Origin of the sequence: Metabacillus mangrovi (assembly GCF_009711125.1) — a bacterium.
GTDB classification, from domain to species: domain Bacteria; phylum Bacillota; class Bacilli; order Bacillales; family Bacillaceae; genus Metabacillus_B; species Metabacillus_B mangrovi.
The window spans coordinates 43,153-59,961 of sequence record NZ_WMIB01000005.1 but is presented as its reverse complement, the minus strand read 5'-3'; the positions used below and the strand labels follow the sequence as shown (position 1 = coordinate 59,961).

Here is a 16,809-nt window from a genome sequence, read left to right as displayed (position 1 = left end):
GCGCTGGCGTGGGGGCAAAAAATTCTGACAGAACAAGAAACGTGTGATGCTTATCAAAAAGGAAGAGCAGGTGCAGCTGCAGAGCTGATCGCCATTCACAGCAGAAAGGGAGCGGGCGTATGAATACGATGACGAAAACCGGAAGCGGATTAAAGGGGCAGGACTTTCTGACTTTGCTGGAGCTAGAAGAAGAGACGCTGTCCGCCCTGCTATCAGAGGCGGCTCGACTGAAGGCGTCTCCCATCGAACCGGTGCTTGCAGGAAAAACGCTCGCGATGATTTTTGAAAAATCCTCTACGAGAACCCGTGTCTCCTTTGAAGCAGGCATGCTTCAGCTTGGCGGTCATGCCCTCTTCCTCAGCAACAGTGATCTTCAGCTTGGAAGAGGAGAATCCATTGCTGATACAGCTAAAGTGCTTTCCGGCTATACGGATGCCATCATGATCCGGACGTTCGAGCATTCGAAAGCTGAAGAGCTCGCTAAGCATGCATCCGTTCCGGTCATAAACGGTCTGACAGACCTGTATCACCCGTGCCAGGCGCTGGCCGACTTGCTGACGATAAAAGAGCTGAAGGGTGATTTTAAAGATAAAAAGGTGGTGTATATCGGGGACGGGAACAATGTAGCCCATTCCCTAATGATTGCCTGTGCGAAGACCGGCATGGATTTCACGATAGCCTGTCCGGAAGGCTATGAACCGGATGAAGCCGTCCGTTTAAAAGCTCTGGAAGCAGCATCGCAGACAGGGGCGGACATCTGCGTCACACACACGCCGCAAGAAGCTGTGGCGGGGGCTGATATCATTTACAGTGACGTATGGGCCAGCATGGGGCAGGAGGAAGAATCCTTAAAAAGACTGAAGGATTTTGAAGGTTTTCAGGTAAATGAAAAACTGATGACTTATGCAAAAGCAGATGCGTGTTTTCTGCATTGCCTCCCTGCACACCGGGGGGAAGAAGTGACAGCGGAAGTGATCGATGGTCCGAAGTCAGCGGTTTTCCGCCAGGCTGAAAACCGGCTTCATGCTCAAAAAGCTCTTCTTAAAATGATTCTCTCCTAAACGGGCATACTACCTCTATACTTTGCGTAAGGAGGGGTTGTTATGGGCCAGCAGCATCGTTTTAGGGAAGGGCAGAAGGCACCGAATAACGGGATCTATGTAGAAATTGGGGAAACCGGCGATAATGTGGTGAATCCGAAGCAGATCAAATTGAGTGCAGGAGACCACTTTCCCGAAACGTCCAATCATAACAGGCAGTGGACATATAAAAGAAAGCCATAAAAAAAGCCTTCCCTAGGGAAGGTCTTTTTAATGATGGCTGTTAACCGGCTCATCAGGTATAACTGCTGCCAGTACGAAAATAAATACGGATGCAGCAGCTCCAAGGATCGAAGCTGTCATAAAATCGTATGCGCTTCCAACCATAGACCCCGCTACGTAAGTCAGCATATGTACAAGCAGGAACGTCCAAAAGAATGTCCAAAAATAACGCAAAATTTTCCCCTCCATTTGCACACCATTCTGTTTTCATCATACCACACATAAATTAGACAGAAAAGACTGCCTTAAAAACATTTGTGACAAGGATTTGTCGGACTGTCATCGAATTTCCTTAAAAGGGGCGGGCTGCATCCCAGACCTTTTATTTTCTGTGTCATAGAATAAAACGGGCACATCCCGAACAAAAGGAAAGGCGGTGAGCAGCGTGGAAATGTATAACCGGTTTTTTCAGTACAGCTCCGAGTGGACGGTCATCCATACACCTTATCAGCCGAACGGCTTCGGCATTCTTATCCTTGGAGACAAAAATCATTACGTTGACAGCAGCACCAGCTTCTGGATGCAGCATTTAGGGCGCAAGCAGCTGCTTGCCGCGCTCCGCAAGGCAGGATTTACACTGCTGCAATCCAACCTGTACGGCAGTCATTGGGGCTCTCCAAAAGCAGGTGCTCTCGCAGGCGAACTGCTTCAGCTGCTGCCAAAGAAAGAAATCGTCAACGAAAAGGTGCATATACTCGCAGAAGGAACAGGTGCGCTGACCGCACTGGACCTGATGGAAAACCACCCCGGAAAAATCCGTTCGATCGGTTTGTTTAATCCATGTCTCGATCTGAAAAGGCATTTTGAAGATGAGAAGGCAAACAAGCTTTTTTATAAGCGGCTTTCAGATGAAATTGCCGCAGCCTATGAAATCGAGGAAAAGGACTTCCCAGCCTGTTCATTAAGATCACTGGAAGAAATCAGCGGCTCGATTCCTGTGAAGATTTGGGACAGGATGAGCGGCACGCCGTTTCCTTATAAAAAGCACAGCAAGGTATTTGAAGAAAAACGAAAGCAGCTCGGCAAGCCAGTCGAACTGATCCTCCATCTGGGCGAGCAGCCCTACCGGATCCACCAATCTGTCATTAAATTTTTTACCCTTCATCAGAAAAATTTATAGCCGCACTGCATACAGTACAACAAAGCAGGAAGAAGGAGGAAAACCGATGAAGCAGGCAGCAGTCCTTGGTGCCCACACATGTCTTGGGTTTGCACTTTGCAAAGAGTGGATGGAAAGAGGGTATTCGGTTCTGGCTGTTTTTGAAGCACCTTCCAATCCTTTTGAGGAGCGCAGGCAGGAAGAAATGATGATGACAGTCGGGCGGAATGCTTTATTTCATCCGGCGAGGGGAAATGAAGAGCCGGACCTTGCCGGCTGTGATTTCGCAGTATGCGGTACAGGCTGGCTGGAAAATTTTCAAGCACAGGATCTTCCGCAAATCCTGCTTGCAGCAGATGAAACACAAAACGCTGACAGCGGGAAAACCATCATTTATACCGGCCCTGTCTACGGGCCATGGCAGTATCCTGGTGAAGAGCTGATCAACTGGGCGAAAACGGGGTTTGCGGCTGTTCCGTTCCGGGACGATCCAGGCGTGTTTGCAGAGGATGCCGCTAAAACCATTGCCGATCTGACCGATTCGAAGCCATTTGGAAAAACGTATTATCTCCCGGGAAATGCTGCAGGAGGAGAACAGCTGACTCCGCTGTCCCGAAAAACACCTATTGCCCAAGCACTTAAAGAGCTGAAACTTCATATGGAGCAATATCCGTTCCTTTATGATTCATCTGCGCTTGTCTAAGGGCGGGATTCGGAATATAGTTATAGAAGGAACCGGAAGGACAAGCAAAGGAAACATGCCTTCCGTGAGGCAAATGGAAAAGGAGAAAAGAGAATGGAACAGCACGAAAAGCAAATGGAATTTATGCAGATTGCAATGAAGTATTTTCCGGAGGCGAAGCAGCAGCTTGATGCCCTCGGTCTGGAGCTGACGATGGATCATATCCAGCCGCTGCTCGGGTTGTTTAACAAAGTCATGGCAGAAGCCTATGAGCTTGGAAAACAGGATGCCCAAAAATAACAGGAAGGCTTGAACCCGAAAGAGTTCAAGCCTTTTTTCAGCTTCCGATTTTCTTTTTGATTAGATCAAGCATCGGGGACAGTTGTTTGAAAACCGGTTTTATATCATTCCAGGAGCCCATAATATCGTCAACCTGCATCATGATCTTCATGTAATCCAGCTGATTTTCATCGGTTTTTTCCTCTTCAGGAGCAGGATTCACGGTGTCTGCGGCAGTCTCGGGACGGCGGCCGAACATCATCTGATCAAATCTGTTTTTCTCCACTTTTTTCACCTTTTCTGTTCAAGTATTCATGATACCAATCTATGAAAAGAAGGCAGAAGTGCATGGACGAATGCATCAGCTGCAATTGATAATTTTGCAGAGATGAGATAAAATTAGTACCAAGTCATAATATTTGATGTTAAAAATTTATTACTAAAGGGGCTGCACATATGAACGCTGGTATTATCGGAATTGGCCGGTATATCCCTGACAATATCCTGACCAACCATGATCTTGAAAAGAGAATGGACACGTCTGACGAGTGGATCCGGACCAGGACCGGAATCGAAGAACGCCGGATTGCCGGAGATGACATTGATACGTCGGATATGGCTTTTAAGGCTGCTGAGAAAGCTCTGGAGCATGCAGGAATTACTGCGCAGGAGCTGGATATGATTCTTGTCGCGACCGTGACGCCGGATTCTCCTTTTCCATCTGTAGCGTGCCGCATCCAGGAACGCCTTGGAGCGAGGCAGATTCCTGCAATGGATATCAGTGCAGCGTGCGCAGGCTTTATGTACGGACTTGTTACAGGCAAGCAATTCATTGAAACAGGTGTCTATAAAAATATTTTAGTAGTAGGGGTTGAAAAGCTCTCAAAAGTCACCGACTGGGAAGACCGGAATACAGCCGTTCTTTTCGGAGATGCAGCGGGAGCCGCTATTCTTGGGCCTGTTGCAGACGGTAAAGGAATCCTTTCATTCGACCTGGGCTCTGATGGATCAGGTGGGAAGCACCTTTACCAGGAAGAGTACATCATTATGAACGGACGCGAAGTATTCAAATTTGCAGTAAGGCAAATGGGGGAATCAAGCGTCAAAGTTCTGGAGAAAGCAGGACTGACTAAGGCAGACGTCGACATGCTCATCCCTCACCAAGCCAATATCCGCATCATGGAAGCATCAAGAGAGCGCCTGGAGCTCCCTGCAGAAAAAATGTCCAAGACCGTGAACAAATATGGCAATACCTCTGCTGCTTCCATTCCGTTAAGTATTGTAGAAGAGCTGGAAGCTGGTAAAATAAAAGACGGTGATTTGCTGGTCATGGTAGGATTCGGAGGCGGCCTGACGTGGGGCGCTATCGCCATGAGATGGGGCCGCTAAAATAACGGACTAATTCTAATCTAAAGATGAGGTGTCTTCTTTATGGAAAAGAAAAGAGTTGTTGTAACAGGGATCGGTGCAGTCAGTCCGCTTGGATTGGATGCTGAAACCACCTGGAAAAATGCGATTAACGGAGTATCCGGAATCAAGCCGCTCACACGCGTTAATCCGGATGATTATCCGGCAAAAGTAGCCGGGGAGATTACTGATTTTGATCCCGAACAATATATGGATAAAAAAGAAGCGCGTAAAATGGACCGCTTCACGCAATATGCAGTGGCAGCCTCCTTTATGGCTGTTAAGGATGCGAAGCTTGAAATTACAGATGAAAATGCGCCGCGTGTCGGCGTATGGGTCGGTTCCGGAATCGGCGGAATGGAAACGTTCGAGACGCAGCACCGGATCCTGATGGAAAAAGGACCGAAACGTGTCAGCCCGTTCTTCGTCCCGATGATGATTCCGGATATGGCGGCAGGCCAGGTTTCCATTGCGCTGGGTGCGAAAGGCTTTAATGCTTGTACCGTAACAGCCTGCGCAACCGGAACCAATTCAATTGGCGACGCCTACCGCGTCATCGAACGCGGAGATGCCGATGTTATGGTATCTGGCGGAGCAGAGGCTCCATTGTCTCAAATGGCTTTTGCAGGATTCAGTTCCAGCAAAGCACTTTCAACCAATCCGGACCCGGCAAAAGCGAGCCGTCCATTTGACGCAGAGCGCGACGGCTTCGTCATGGGGGAAGGGGCTGGAATCCTGATTCTCGAAGAACTTGAGCATGCCCTTGCCCGCGGTGCAAAAATCTACGCGGAAATCGTAGGCTACGGTGCAACAGGCGACGCTTACCATATTACAGCACCGGCACCTGGCGGAGAAGGCGGCGTCCGCGCCATGAAACAAGCCATCGAAACGGCACAGCTAAAGCCTGAAGACGTGGATTACATCAATGCCCACGGAACAAGCACGCCGTACAACGATAAATTTGAAACACTGGCAATTAAGGAAGTATTCGGTGACCATGCGAAAAAAGTGGCCATCAGCTCCACTAAATCCATGACCGGCCACCTGCTTGGAGCAGCCGGAGGAGTCGAAGCGATCTTTGCCGTGAAATCCATCGAGGAAGGCATTATCCCGCCAACCATTAACCTGGAAAATCCGGACCCGGAATGCGACCTCGACTACGTGCCGAACGAAGCCCGCAAAACCGAAGTCAACGTAGCCCTCAGCAACTCACTCGGCTTCGGCGGACATAATGCCACGATTTTGTTTAAGAAATATAAGTAAGAATGGGAAAAACCGCCGATTGGCGGTTTTTTTGATTTATCTGCGGTATGGGGTCTGATTTGGGGAATGAGATGTGTGCGGTGTCTGACCCTCACTCTGCTAAAGCACTAAAGCTCCGGCACCCTCTCTGCAGTCCCTTGCAGCGCAAGGGTTGAAAAGGTCAGGTCTCTGTCCCCTGCTGCTTTAAAGGAAGTGGGGACTGGCACCGTGCCAGTCCCCACTTTCTCTGCCGTACTAAAGCTCCGGCACCACATCTTCAAGCCCTTGCTGTGCAAGGGTTTTTACAGCCAGGTCTCTGTCCCCCGCTGCTTTAAAGTAGAGCGGGACAGTCCCCGCCCTCTTTTTCCTAAGAAAAGTAATCCCGATAAAAGTAAAACATTGCTCCTATTGAGAGGAGGGTATAAGCCAAAGCTGCGAAAAAAGCAGCGCCTGGCGTAAATTCAAACTTCTGCTGATTCATTTTTATTCCTGTTGTACTTTGAACCGCCATATCAGCGTTCTTGGATGCAAAACCCCCTTTAGAAGTAAAAAACCAGATGAGGGCAGTTCCAATAACCCCAACGAGAGAGGACAAATCTAAAAAATGGACGTGAACAGCTTCGGCTGCTCCATAGCTGAGGAGAGCAAGAGCAAGAAACGTAACAAAAGCCGAAATCCCTTTTGCCACCGTGTTTCCCCCTTTGTTTATCTGTATAAGATACTATTCTTCATAAAAACGATTTTTTCCTTTTTAAGGGAGAGGACGATGCTAAATCCATCATAAACTCCTCAAAATCATTATAAAAAGCCTTGCCCCGGCCATTCTGCTTTTCCACCCCATTTTTCGTCTCACAAATCCCGTTCCTCGCATACCTTACTAAAAGAGGTGAGGGAAAGTGGGGGTTATCGCTACACATCAATGGTTTGAGAAGCCTTTAGGCACATCTGAACTCGCTGAAAAGCTGAAGCCTTATTTTCCGGATCGCAGCGAAAAATCGATTGTTCCATATTTGAATCTGTTTGGATTATACAGGAGCAGCCAGTCTGCCCATAGGACGATGAAGCAGCTGAAGGAAGAGAAGCTTTGGGAATACGTAAGCAAAGAAATGAAGAAACTTCAGAAAAAGTGGGATGGTCCTGATCCTGCGGTATTTTTGCTTCCCTGTGACCTGAATAATGCCAAAATCCAGCGTGATCACGGGGGGAAATCGGGACTTGCCTTTTTTGATAAATTGTTTCTGTTCCTTTCCCCGGGTGTCCCGAAGGAGGAACTGAAAGGCCTCCTGATCCATGAGTATCATCATATCTGCCGGATTGAGAAGTTTGAGAAAAAAGAGAAGGATTACACATTGACTGATGTTGTGATAATGGAGGGACTTGCCGAGAATGCGGTCAGGGAGATGCTGGGAGAAGGAAAAACAGCCAGCTGGACGCGTCTGTATAAAGATCCTCAGCTAAAGCAGTTCTGGAAAAAACATATTGTACCCAACGGGAAAATAAAGCAGGATCACAGAGATTTTGACAAACTGATGTATGGACTGGGGATGTACCCTAACATGCTGGGGTACACGGCTGGCTATTATGCGGTGGAAGCTTATATGAAGAAAACCAATGCGGATACGAAGACTTTATTTACACTTCCTGCTGAGCAGATCATAAAAGAGATGCAGCTTGAAGATACGTAAGGAATCCTCTCCAAATCCAGAATAAAATGGAATATTTTCAGCTTGTCCTGCCTATACTGATTGACAAATAGAATCGGAAGGTGAGGGTAAGACATGTTGTTTCTTCATGATGTATGGGTGAATTGGTTTGAAGGTGAAGAGAATGGATACAATGTGTGCCAGTTTCATGAATGGCGCAAAGATGACAGTGTAGAGCTTCTTGATCAGGTGCCGCTTCTGAAAGTAAATCCCCTGCTGTTCAAGTATATCGAGAATGACCTTTCGGAAATCCCGCAAAGTCTCCTGAAAGACATTCATCAGAAAGCCTATATCCGGAAAAATCATGAACGAATTCAACTGGATTACTGCTTCGTTGTAACGGACGGGCAAGGCATTATTGCAGTTGATACGATCGGCTACAGCATTCCGGTCCGCAAAAGCCGGCTGATTCCACGCCAGGAGCAGCTCGTTTACGAGATGGTGAAGGATATTGAAGCGGATGATTATCCGTTTCAGGGACCTCTTCATGGAGAAGATAAAGAATTTCATATTCTTTCCCTCTCCCCGGACCATATGAGAGGGCTGACGCGGAAGGAGCGCCAGCTGAAACAGCTCTTATTTATGGCGCTCGATCAGCTGCAGGCTGATAAAAATACAGCTGAAATTAAATACTGGTACACAGAATGGAACCCTCAGGAATATGAACAGATTCAAGGAATGGAGTTTCACGAAGTGTTCGAGAAGCTTTATCTTGAAACATTGAGCGGCTGGTCGATAAAGCATATGACCCTTTGCGAACACCTAGTAAAAGGACAGCCTTTCTTTGAAAAGCTTTGGGAAACCGAGCAGGAAACAAAAGTGAATTAGACTCAGGACAAGCCTCCGTGACAGGAGGTTTTTGTTTTGTTATGCAATTGGGAGAGTCTGTAAGGTATACATGTATGGGAGCGTTCACTGAAACGATTGGAGTTGAATTGCCCTTTGCATAGGAATCGGTACTATCACATACTGGGAATGCAAGAGTTGTCAAAAAATTCTCATCTGTAGTCGGAGTACAGAGCAGGATCCAAACAGCCCATGTAGAAAAACAGGAACGGCACCGAGTGCCGTTCCTGTTTTAGATTATCGTCTTTTCCGGCCGAGGCCCATGGCCCGCTCCATTTTCTTTACCATTTTGCTTGCGGCGCGGTTCGCCCGTTCTGCACCTTCATCCAGAATCCGGTCGAGCTCTTCGGATTCCATCAGTTCATGATAGCGCTTCTGGATGGGTTCCAGTTCATTCACTATGACTTTTGCAAGATCACCTTTGAAATCTCCATAGCCTTTTCCTTCATATTTAGCTTCCAGTTCTTCTATAGATTCTCCGGTAATGATGGAATAAATGGAAAGGAGGTTTGTTACACCCGGCTTATTTTCTTTATCGAATTTTACAATGCCGTCTGAATCCGTCACTGCACTTTTAATTTTTTTCTCAATGACTTTCGGTTCGTCCAGCAGGCTGATAAATGCCTTCTGGTTCGGATCAGATTTGCTCATTTTTTTCGTTGGCTCAGCAAGTGACATAATTCTCGCCCCGACTTTTGGGATACGGACTTCCGGAACGGTAAAGATGTCGTTGTATTTCCGGTTGAACCTTTCGGCGAGATCCCGCGCCAATTCAATATGCTGCTTCTGATCTTCGCCAACCGGCACTAGGTCTGTTCCGTACAAAAGGATGTCTCCTGCCATAAGCGGCGGATACGTCAGCAGGCCCGCAGACACTGCTTCCTTTCCGGCTGATTTATCTTTAAACTGCGTCATGCGCTCAAGCTCTCCAATATAGGCTACGCACTGAAGCATCCAACCGGCCTGTGCATGCGCCGGTACCTCTGACTGGATAAACAGAGTGGCCTTCTCCGGATCGAGGCCGATCGCTACATACAGAGCAGCAAGACTGCGGATGTTTTTGCGCAGCAGCTGCGGATCCTGCTGGATGGTAATCGCATGCTGATCCACGATGCAAAAATAGCTGTTGTAATCATTTTGGAGTTCGATGAACTGTTTCATCGCTCCGATGTAATTTCCGAGTGTCACCGTACCGCTCGGCTGAATGCCTGAAAAGATCGTTTTCACTATTGTCATCTCCCTAAATAAAATAAAAAAGGCCCATTCATCCCTGAATAAGGGACGAATGAACCGTGGTGCCACCCTAATTGCTCTCAAAAAACAGAGAGCCGCTTAGAATCCTTTAACGCAGGAATTACGGCATTGCCTACTGTAGATCGTTCGGAATGCGGCTCCAAAGTCCATTCCACGAAGTTCACTGCCTGGCTCCCACCGTCCCGGGCTCTCTGATTAGATGAAGGTTTCGTGTACTACTCTTTTTCACAGCCGGTGCTCTTTAGATGTTTCATATTATAAGAAACTTTCTTCATTGGTGCAACTACATATAAAAAATACCAAGACAGACGAGCATCAGAGCAGCAAGAGTGCCGCCGCCGACGAGCAGGGGGGTGTACCGGAAGGACACCAGCTCTGAAAACGGCCTCATTTCCTCCAGCTCCTCCCTGCTCATTTCTTTCACTGCAAAGGTTTTTCTGAAGCTGTAGCTGATTCCATCGAAGAATCCCCCCTGAGCCACCAGTGCAAACAAGGAAGCAAAAATCATCATTCCGCTGATCAAAAACAGGATATTTATAAAAGAGAGAAGCGTAATCTCTCTATAGAAGATAAACGAAATCACAACAGCAGCTATAACCCCGCCTGCAAAAATATAAACTCCCTTTTTCATCCAAATACTCCCTTCAGAACTTTTATTACTAGTATAGCCATAACAAATAGACGTGAAAACATTATTGAGCAAAAATAGGGCAAGGGATAATATTCCTACTATTATACTGACCATCCCACCTTCATTACAATACTTTACCAAATTTTACGGGAAGTTTACAAAACCTGACTTGATTGAGTCTGTAAGTGTTTTATACTCCTCAAACCCTTGAGAAATAAGCAGTTATTAGTGCTAATTGACCATATTACTAGGCTGGAATTCTTAATTTTATTTCAATATTGTAAACTTTTTAAAAAAAATACATGTACAAACATTCGAAAAATTGTATAATAGTCCTTGTAAGAATTCTCAGAAAATAAAAGGGAGGTCAACTTTGTGAAAAAGACTAAATTTTCACTACTTTTAGTACTGACACTAGTACTAAGCTTGTTCCTATCAGCTTGCTATGGCGGAGGCGGGAAAGAGACTACAAAACCTGCCGGCGGAAGCAGCGAAGGCAAATCAGAAGAAACTGCTTCAAATGTTCCTCAGGAAATTACGGTTCTGGAAACTTCAGCTATCCCTTCCCTGGACAGTGCACTGGCTGAGGATACTGTCAGCTTGACAATGCTGAACAATGTTGGTGAAGGCCTTTACCGTACGGATAAAAATCAGGAAGTTGTGGACGGCGTAGCTAAAGGCGAGCCGCAATGGAATGAAGATAAAACTGTTGCAACCGTTAAACTGAATGAAAATGCTAAATGGTCCAATGGAGACCAAATCAAAGCGAGCGACTTCGTTTTTGCTTGGCAGCGTGCGATCGACCCTAAAACGAAATCTCCTTACGGTCCTTACATGATGTCCAACAAAATTCTTAACGCTACAGAAATCGCAGCCGGAGAAAAGAAACCGGAAGAGCTTGGAATTAAAGCAGTAGATGATACTACACTTGAAATCACGCTTGTAAAGCCTATCGCATTCTTTGAATCCTTAATGGGATTTGCTTCTTTCTACCCTCAAAATGAGAAGTTCGTAACTGAAAAAGGCGCAGAGTACGGCAAAAATGCTGAAAACCTTGTGTTCAACGGACCATTCGTAATGTCTGACTGGGGCGGAAACACAAAAGAAAAATGGACGATGACAAAGAACGAAAACTATTGGGATAAAGACAACGTGAAACTTGAAAAAATCAACTTCAATGTAGTGAAAGATCCAGCTACAGCTGCCAACCTTTTTGATAGTGGTGAAGCTGATATAACTGGAAAACTGGCTTCTGACGTTGTTCCTCAGTATGAAGGCGATGAAAGAATGGTAAAATGGCTTGAGCCGACTGTTTTCTGGCTGAAGCTGAATCAGAAGAATGAAGCACTTGCAAATGTAAACATCCGTAAAGCAATTGCCCAAGGCTTCAATAAAGATGATCTTGCTAAAAGCATCCTTAACAATGGATCTGTAGCAGCGAACTATGCTGTACCGAAAGAATTCGTTAAACACCCTGAAACTGGAGAAGATTTCCGCGAGAAAAACGGAGATATGCTTACTTTCAATCTTGAAGAAGCTCAAAAAGCTTGGGAGCAGGGCCTGAAAGAAATCGGTAAAAAAGAGCTGACTCTTGAGTACATCGGTGGAGACACAGATAATGCCAAGAAAACAGATGCGTACATCAAAAACCAGCTTGAGAAAAACCTTCCTGGATTAAAAGTAGATGTTAAGAGTGTTCCATTCGCTGTCCGTTTGGATCTTGATAACAAGATGGATTATGACATCCAGTTTGCTGGATGGGGTCCTGACTATGCAGATGCGATCTCCTTCTCTGACCTTTGGATCACAGATGGCGGTTCAAACAGAATGGGTTACTCCAACCCTGAGTATGACAAATTGCTGAAGCAGGCTCAAGGTGATCTTGCTGCAGAACCAGGCAAGCGTTTCGAAGCACTTCAGGCAGCTGAAAAAGTATTGATGGATGAAGCAGGTCTTGCTCCGGTTTACCAGCGTGCATCTAACGTACTTGTAGCACCAAAAGTAGAAGGATTCGTTTACCACTTGAACGGGCCTGAATACTCTTACAAATGGATTGAGGTTACTGACGCAGAGTAATCCAAGTTTGAAAGAAAAATAGCATTATATAGAGAAAAGGGAGTATAAGCTCTAGTTATACTCCTTTTTCTCTCCATTTATTTTGTCGAAAAATGAATTTTTGGCACTTATTAAAGTGTTGCCAGGAGGTGCGAGCATGGTTAAATATTTAGCACAGCGTATTTTATTTATGCTGATAACGCTGTTTATCATTACTTCAATTACTTTTTTCCTCATGAAAATTATACCGGGTACTCCGTTTACAAATGCCAATAAACTGTCACCTGATCAGCTCGAGATATTAATGGAACAGTACGGTTTGAACGAACCGCTGCCGGTCCAATACACAAAATATATGGTGAGTGTTGTTAAAGGAGACTTAGGTACTTCCTTCACGTTTGATAATACTCCAGTTACTGATTTAATTTCCGACCGGATTGGCCCGTCTGCAACGATTGGGTTTCAGGCAATGCTGCTTGGAGGCTTTTTAGGGATTCTGCTTGGAATAATCTCTGCGCTGAGACAGAACACATGGGTGGATTACGGGTCTACAATGATTGCGATCCTTGGCAAATCAGTTCCTTCATTTGTATTTGCTGCCCTGCTTCAATATTTCATTGCGGTAAAATTAGGCTGGCTTCCTGTTGCATTCTGGAACGGACCTGAGTACAGCATTTTGCCGACCATTGCATTGGCGATCTTCCCATTATCGATTGCCGCCCGTTTTATGAGAACCGAAATGATAGATGTATTGAACTCTGATTATATTACTCTAGCGAAAGCAAAAGGGGCCAGCTACTGGGAAGTTGCATTCAAACATGCGATGAGAAATGCCTTGATCCCGGTCGTTACCGTTTTGGGTCCGCTTGCCATCAGCTTAATGACAGGATCTCTGGTTGTAGAGAAAATCTTTGCAGTTCCAGGAATTGGAGAACAGTTTGTTACCTCGATTAATGTAAATGATTACCCTGTAATCATGGGAACGACGATCCTCTTCGCGGCACTGTTTATTTTTATCGTACTTGTAGTCGACATCTTGTACGGTGTGATTGATCCGCGTATCAGGATAGCAGGAGGGAAGAAATAATGCCGCAGCTTAATAAAAATACGGATTACGAAAAGTTTCAGCCTGTTAAAATTTCGTCGCATGAAGCAGAGGTCATTAATAAACCGAGCCTCAGTTTTTGGCAGGATTCATGGCTGAGGGTCAAGAAAAATAAAGCAGCGATATTGAGCTTGGTCGCTCTATCCCTGCTGATCATCATGGCGTTTTTAGGGCCATTTGTGAGCGGCAAAGATTTTGATTCGCAAAATGTATCCCATAATAACCTTCCCCCTAGAATTCAAGGGCTTGAAAATGTAAGCTGGCTGCCGTTTGACGGAATGGCTGAGAGAAAAAACGGAACACAGTATGATGCGTATGAAATGAAAAAAGTAGAAGAGTATTATTGGTTCGGCACAGACGCACTTGGAAGAGATCAATTTACAAGGATCTGGAAAGGGACTCAAGTATCCCTGTACATCGCGTTCCTGGCCGCAGCAATTGACATGGTCATCGGTGTAGCATTCGGTCTTGCTTCAGGCTATTTCGGAGGACGCATCGATTCATTCATGCAGCGGATCATAGAAATTCTTGTAGGGATTCCTAACCTGGTCGTCGTGATCTTAATGATTATCGTTTTGAAGCCAGGGATTCTTTCCATTACGATTGCCTTATCCATTACCGGCTGGACGACAATGGCCCGGGTTGTACGTGCCCAGGTAATCAAATATAAAAATCAGGAATTCGTCCTTGCATCCAAGACGCTAGGTGCATCAAACCTGAAAATTATGCTGAAACACTTAATGCCGAATCTTGTTGGGGTCATCATCATCAACACGATGTTTACCATTCCAAGTGCCATATTCTTTGAGGCTTTCTTAAGCTTTATTGGACTGGGTCTAAAAGATCCGCTCGCTTCTTTGGGTACGCTTATCGATGACGGTTACCGTACGATGAGGCTTCATCCTCACCTACTCATATACCCTGCAGTAATTATGAGTATCATTATGATCAGCTTCAATATGCTTGCAGACGGTCTGCGCGATGCGCTGGATCCGAAAATGCGCGATTAAGATAGGCAGGTGAATCAAATGGAGAAAATATTGGAAGTTAAAGATTTAAATATATCGTTTCACACATTTGGCGGGGAAGTAAAAGCGATCCGCGGGGTTTCCTTTGATTTGGCTAAAGGAGAAACGCTGGCTATTGTTGGAGAATCGGGCTCTGGAAAATCAGTCACAACCAAGAGTATTATGAGGCTTCTCCCAGAAAGCAACTCTGAATACAAAGAAGGTCAGATTTTATTCAATGGAAAAGATTTGACCAAAGTCAGCGAGAAAGAAATGCAGAAAATCCGCGGAAAAGACATTTCAATGATTTTCCAGGATCCGATGACATCCCTCAATCCAACCATGAAGGTTGGCCGTCAAATAATGGAGCCAATTTTAAAGCACCAGAAGACAAGTAAGGCTGCTGCAAAAAAGCAGGCAATGGATTTGCTCCGGCTTGTAGGAATTCCGAATCCTGAAGCGCGGTTTGAGCAATACCCGCATCAATTCTCCGGTGGGATGAGACAGCGTGTGGTCATCGCTATTTCTCTTGCGTGCAACCCGAAGGTTCTCATTGCAGATGAGCCGACAACTGCACTCGATGTAACCATCCAGGCGCAGATTCTTGAATTGATGAAGGATCTTCAGAAGAAGATCGACACCTCTATTATCTTCATCACCCACGATCTGGGTGTAGTGGCTAATGTCGCAGACCGTGTAGCTGTAATGTATGGAGGCAAAATCGTAGAAATTGGAACAGTGGATGAGATTTTCTACAACCCGAAGCATCCGTATACTTGGGGGCTGCTGAGCTCTATGCCAAGCCTGGATGCATCTGAGGAAGAGCTTTATGCGATTCCGGGAACTCCTCCTAATCTGCTCAATCCTCCTGTTGGCGATGCTTTTGCTCTCCGCAGTGAATATGCGATGCAGATTGATATGGAAGAGGAGCCGCCGTTCTTTAAAGTGTCCAATACACACTATGCGGCTACGTGGCTTCTTCACCCGGATGCGCCTGCAGTAGAGCCTCCTGAAGCTGTTAAAAAACGAATGAAATTATTCCCTGAAATTAAGGAGGGAAAGTAAATGGCTGAAAAGCTTCTTGAAGTTCAGAATTTAAAGCAATATTTTAACAGCGGCAAATCCAATATGGTAAAGGCTGTTGATAATATATCCTTTGATATTTTCAAAGGAGAAACACTTGGGCTTGTTGGAGAATCCGGGTGCGGGAAATCCACGACAGGGCGCACCATTATCCGTCTGTATGAAGCAACAGAAGGAAACGTCCTTTTCAACGGAGAAAACGTACACGGAAAAAAATCCAAAAAAGAATTGAAGCAGTTCAACCGTAAAATGCAAATGATTTTCCAGGATCCTTCTGCTTCCCTGAACAGTAAAATGAAGGTTTCAGACGTGATCGCAGAAGGCATCGACATTCACGGTCTGGCAAAATCCAAAAAAGATAGAATGGAACGTGTTTACGAGCTCCTTGAAACAGTAGGACTTAACCGGGAACACGCCAACCGCTATCCGCACGAGTTCAGCGGCGGTCAGCGTCAGCGGATCGGAATCGCTCGTGCTTTGGCTGTTGAGCCGGATTTCATTATTGCCGATGAACCGATTTCTGCTCTGGATGTATCCATTCAGGCTCAGGTCGTCAATCTAATGAAGAAGCTTCAAAAAGAGAAGGGCTTAACTTATCTGTTTATTGCCCATGACCTTTCCATGGTAAAGTATATCAGCGACCGGATCGGCGTTATGTATTTCGGCAAGCTTGTTGAGCTTACAACAGCAGAAGAGCTGTACCGGAACCCGATCCATCCATATACACAGTCCCTGTTATCCGCCATTCCGCTGCCGGATCCGGATTACGAGCGCACACGTGTAAGAAAAACGTATGACCCTTCCAAACACAAAGTACAGCCCGGGGAAGAAATGGAGTTCCGCGAAGTTAAGCCCGGCCACTTCGTAATGTGTTCCAAGGAAGAATTCGAAAACTATCAAAAACAGTATACTGCTACTGTATAAACAAATCCGCGCCGGTATGGCGCGGATTTTTCTGTTCACAAGAACGAAGACCTTCAAAAAAGAAAAATTCCTCCAAATACTGATTCTTTTCACATGGGATAGGGAAGAGGATAATGTGCAGTTTAGCCTCTGTCCGCCTATGAAAATCTTTTTTATACTTAAAGAAGGAA

Annotated in this window: 19 protein-coding genes and 1 other annotated feature; of the genes, 14 read left to right on the top strand and 5 right to left on the bottom strand. The window is 45.7% G+C overall.

Annotation, left to right across the window (positions count from 1 at the left end):
• Positions 1-119: 119 nt before the first annotated feature.
• Both argF and GKZ89_RS07525 read left to right on the top strand, forming a co-directional pair.
• On the top strand, positions 120-1,061 hold the full coding sequence (argF, locus tag GKZ89_RS07530; protein WP_155111795.1) for an ornithine carbamoyltransferase: 942 nt from the start codon (positions 120-122) through the stop codon (positions 1,059-1,061).
• A 42-nt stretch (positions 1,062-1,103) separates the two neighbouring features.
• Positions 1,104-1,283 (top strand): YjzC family protein, encoded by a 180-nt coding sequence (locus GKZ89_RS07525; protein ID WP_155111794.1) that lies wholly within the window; start codon positions 1,104-1,106, stop codon positions 1,281-1,283.
• Positions 1,284-1,310: 27 nt separating this feature from the next.
• Here GKZ89_RS07525 and GKZ89_RS07520 read toward each other — a convergent pair whose 3' ends face one another.
• Positions 1,311-1,496 carry a YjzD family protein gene (locus tag GKZ89_RS07520; RefSeq protein ID WP_155111793.1) on the bottom strand — a complete coding sequence of 62 codons (186 nt, stop codon included), beginning with the start codon at positions 1,494-1,496 and terminating at the stop codon, positions 1,311-1,313.
• 217 nt (positions 1,497-1,713) lie between these two features.
• Here GKZ89_RS07520 and GKZ89_RS07515 point away from each other — a divergent pair, with 217 nt between their 5' ends.
• From GKZ89_RS07515 to GKZ89_RS07505, 3 genes are all read left to right on the top strand, one after another.
• The gene (locus GKZ89_RS07515; RefSeq protein WP_430696968.1) at positions 1,714-2,442 is read left to right on the top strand and encodes an alpha/beta hydrolase; all 729 of its coding nucleotides are present in this window, start codon (positions 1,714-1,716) and stop codon (positions 2,440-2,442) included.
• Between the two features lie 46 nt (positions 2,443-2,488).
• Entirely contained in the window at positions 2,489-3,124 is a 636-nt protein-coding gene (locus GKZ89_RS07510) for a hypothetical protein (protein WP_155111791.1), read from the top strand.
• Between the two features lie 93 nt (positions 3,125-3,217).
• The gene (locus GKZ89_RS07505) at positions 3,218-3,403 is read left to right on the top strand and encodes a ComZ family protein (protein ID WP_155111790.1); all 186 of its coding nucleotides are present in this window, start codon (positions 3,218-3,220) and stop codon (positions 3,401-3,403) included.
• Positions 3,404-3,440: 37 nt separating this feature from the next.
• Here the strand turns inward: GKZ89_RS07505 and GKZ89_RS07500 are convergent, their stop codons facing one another.
• The gene (locus GKZ89_RS07500; RefSeq protein WP_155111789.1) at positions 3,441-3,668 is read right to left on the bottom strand and encodes a hypothetical protein; all 228 of its coding nucleotides are present in this window, start codon (positions 3,666-3,668) and stop codon (positions 3,441-3,443) included.
• A 170-nt stretch (positions 3,669-3,838) separates the two neighbouring features.
• Between GKZ89_RS07500 and GKZ89_RS07495 the strand changes: the two genes are divergently transcribed.
• Both GKZ89_RS07495 and fabF read left to right on the top strand, forming a co-directional pair.
• A complete protein-coding gene (locus GKZ89_RS07495; protein ID WP_155111788.1) occupies positions 3,839-4,771 on the top strand; it encodes a beta-ketoacyl-ACP synthase III in 933 nt (310 codons plus the stop codon).
• 42 nt (positions 4,772-4,813) lie between these two features.
• Complete coding sequence (fabF, locus tag GKZ89_RS07490; protein WP_155111787.1) at positions 4,814-6,052, top strand: beta-ketoacyl-ACP synthase II; 1,239 nt, start codon at positions 4,814-4,816, stop codon at positions 6,050-6,052.
• A gap of 346 nt (positions 6,053-6,398) precedes the next feature.
• Here fabF and GKZ89_RS07485 read toward each other — a convergent pair whose 3' ends face one another.
• Positions 6,399-6,719 (bottom strand): hypothetical protein, encoded by a 321-nt coding sequence (locus GKZ89_RS07485; protein WP_155111786.1) that lies wholly within the window; start codon positions 6,717-6,719, stop codon positions 6,399-6,401.
• A 208-nt stretch (positions 6,720-6,927) separates the two neighbouring features.
• On the opposite strand from GKZ89_RS07485, the gene GKZ89_RS07480 reads away from it, so the two are divergent.
• Positions 6,928-7,716, top strand: a complete 789-nt coding sequence (locus GKZ89_RS07480) for a DUF2268 domain-containing putative Zn-dependent protease (RefSeq protein ID WP_155111785.1) — start codon at positions 6,928-6,930, stop codon at positions 7,714-7,716.
• A gap of 93 nt (positions 7,717-7,809) precedes the next feature.
• The gene (locus GKZ89_RS07475) at positions 7,810-8,562 is read left to right on the top strand and encodes a YjbA family protein (RefSeq protein ID WP_155111784.1); all 753 of its coding nucleotides are present in this window, start codon (positions 7,810-7,812) and stop codon (positions 8,560-8,562) included.
• Positions 8,563-8,817: 255 nt separating this feature from the next.
• Here GKZ89_RS07475 and trpS read toward each other — a convergent pair whose 3' ends face one another.
• Both trpS and GKZ89_RS07465 read right to left on the bottom strand, forming a co-directional pair.
• On the bottom strand, positions 8,818-9,810 hold the full coding sequence (gene trpS / locus GKZ89_RS07470; RefSeq protein WP_162356596.1) for a tryptophan--tRNA ligase: 993 nt from the start codon (positions 9,808-9,810) through the stop codon (positions 8,818-8,820).
• Between the two features lie 44 nt (positions 9,811-9,854).
• Positions 9,855-10,072: a binding site (T-box leader), on the bottom strand.
• A 45-nt stretch (positions 10,073-10,117) separates the two neighbouring features.
• The gene (locus tag GKZ89_RS07465; RefSeq protein WP_162356576.1) at positions 10,118-10,465 is read right to left on the bottom strand and encodes a DUF3899 domain-containing protein; all 348 of its coding nucleotides are present in this window, start codon (positions 10,463-10,465) and stop codon (positions 10,118-10,120) included.
• 375 nt (positions 10,466-10,840) lie between these two features.
• Between GKZ89_RS07465 and GKZ89_RS07460 the strand changes: the two genes are divergently transcribed.
• The 5 genes from GKZ89_RS07460 to GKZ89_RS07440 all read left to right on the top strand — a co-directional run bounded on the left by GKZ89_RS07460 (position 10,841) and on the right by GKZ89_RS07440 (position 16,639).
• Positions 10,841-12,541 (top strand): ABC transporter substrate-binding protein, encoded by a 1,701-nt coding sequence (locus GKZ89_RS07460; RefSeq protein ID WP_162356574.1) that lies wholly within the window; start codon positions 10,841-10,843, stop codon positions 12,539-12,541.
• A 136-nt stretch (positions 12,542-12,677) separates the two neighbouring features.
• On the top strand, positions 12,678-13,607 hold the full coding sequence (opp3b, locus tag GKZ89_RS07455; protein WP_155111781.1) for an oligopeptide ABC transporter permease: 930 nt from the start codon (positions 12,678-12,680) through the stop codon (positions 13,605-13,607).
• On the top strand, positions 13,607-14,635 hold the full coding sequence (opp3C, locus tag GKZ89_RS07450) for an oligopeptide ABC transporter permease (RefSeq protein ID WP_155111780.1): 1,029 nt from the start codon (positions 13,607-13,609) through the stop codon (positions 14,633-14,635). The genes opp3b and opp3C overlap by 1 nt, the downstream gene beginning before the upstream one ends.
• 18 nt (positions 14,636-14,653) lie before the next feature.
• Positions 14,654-15,697: an ABC transporter ATP-binding protein gene (locus tag GKZ89_RS07445; RefSeq protein ID WP_155111779.1), complete on the top strand. Its 1,044-nt coding sequence runs from the start codon at positions 14,654-14,656 to the stop codon at positions 15,695-15,697.
• On the top strand, positions 15,698-16,639 hold the full coding sequence (locus tag GKZ89_RS07440) for an ABC transporter ATP-binding protein (protein ID WP_155111778.1): 942 nt from the start codon (positions 15,698-15,700) through the stop codon (positions 16,637-16,639).
• Positions 16,640-16,809 lie beyond the last annotated feature (170 nt).

Bases quoted from the DNA above. Each gene is read 5' to 3' on its own strand.
- GKZ89_RS07475 (WP_155111784.1), top strand. From the start codon at position 7,810: ATGTTGTTTCTTCATGATGTATGGGTGAATTGGTTTGAAGGTGAAGAG.
- opp3b (WP_155111781.1), top strand. From the start codon at position 12,678: ATGGTTAAATATTTAGCACAGCGTATTTTATTTATGCTGATAACGCTG.
- argF (WP_155111795.1), top strand. From the start codon at position 120: ATGAATACGATGACGAAAACCGGAAGCGGATTAAAGGGGCAGGACTTT.
- GKZ89_RS07515 (WP_430696968.1), top strand. From the start codon at position 1,714: ATGTATAACCGGTTTTTTCAGTACAGCTCCGAGTGGACGGTCATCCAT.
- GKZ89_RS07440 (WP_155111778.1), top strand. From the start codon at position 15,698: ATGGCTGAAAAGCTTCTTGAAGTTCAGAATTTAAAGCAATATTTTAAC.
- GKZ89_RS07445 (WP_155111779.1), top strand. From the start codon at position 14,654: ATGGAGAAAATATTGGAAGTTAAAGATTTAAATATATCGTTTCACACA.
- GKZ89_RS07510 (WP_155111791.1), top strand. From the start codon at position 2,489: ATGAAGCAGGCAGCAGTCCTTGGTGCCCACACATGTCTTGGGTTTGCA.
- GKZ89_RS07525 (WP_155111794.1), top strand. From the start codon at position 1,104: ATGGGCCAGCAGCATCGTTTTAGGGAAGGGCAGAAGGCACCGAATAAC.
- opp3C (WP_155111780.1), top strand. From the start codon at position 13,607: ATGCCGCAGCTTAATAAAAATACGGATTACGAAAAGTTTCAGCCTGTT.
- GKZ89_RS07495 (WP_155111788.1), top strand. From the start codon at position 3,839: ATGAACGCTGGTATTATCGGAATTGGCCGGTATATCCCTGACAATATC.
- fabF (WP_155111787.1), top strand. From the start codon at position 4,814: ATGGAAAAGAAAAGAGTTGTTGTAACAGGGATCGGTGCAGTCAGTCCG.
- GKZ89_RS07465 (WP_162356576.1), bottom strand. From the start codon at position 10,465: ATGAAAAAGGGAGTTTATATTTTTGCAGGCGGGGTTATAGCTGCTGTT.
- GKZ89_RS07505 (WP_155111790.1), top strand. From the start codon at position 3,218: ATGGAACAGCACGAAAAGCAAATGGAATTTATGCAGATTGCAATGAAG.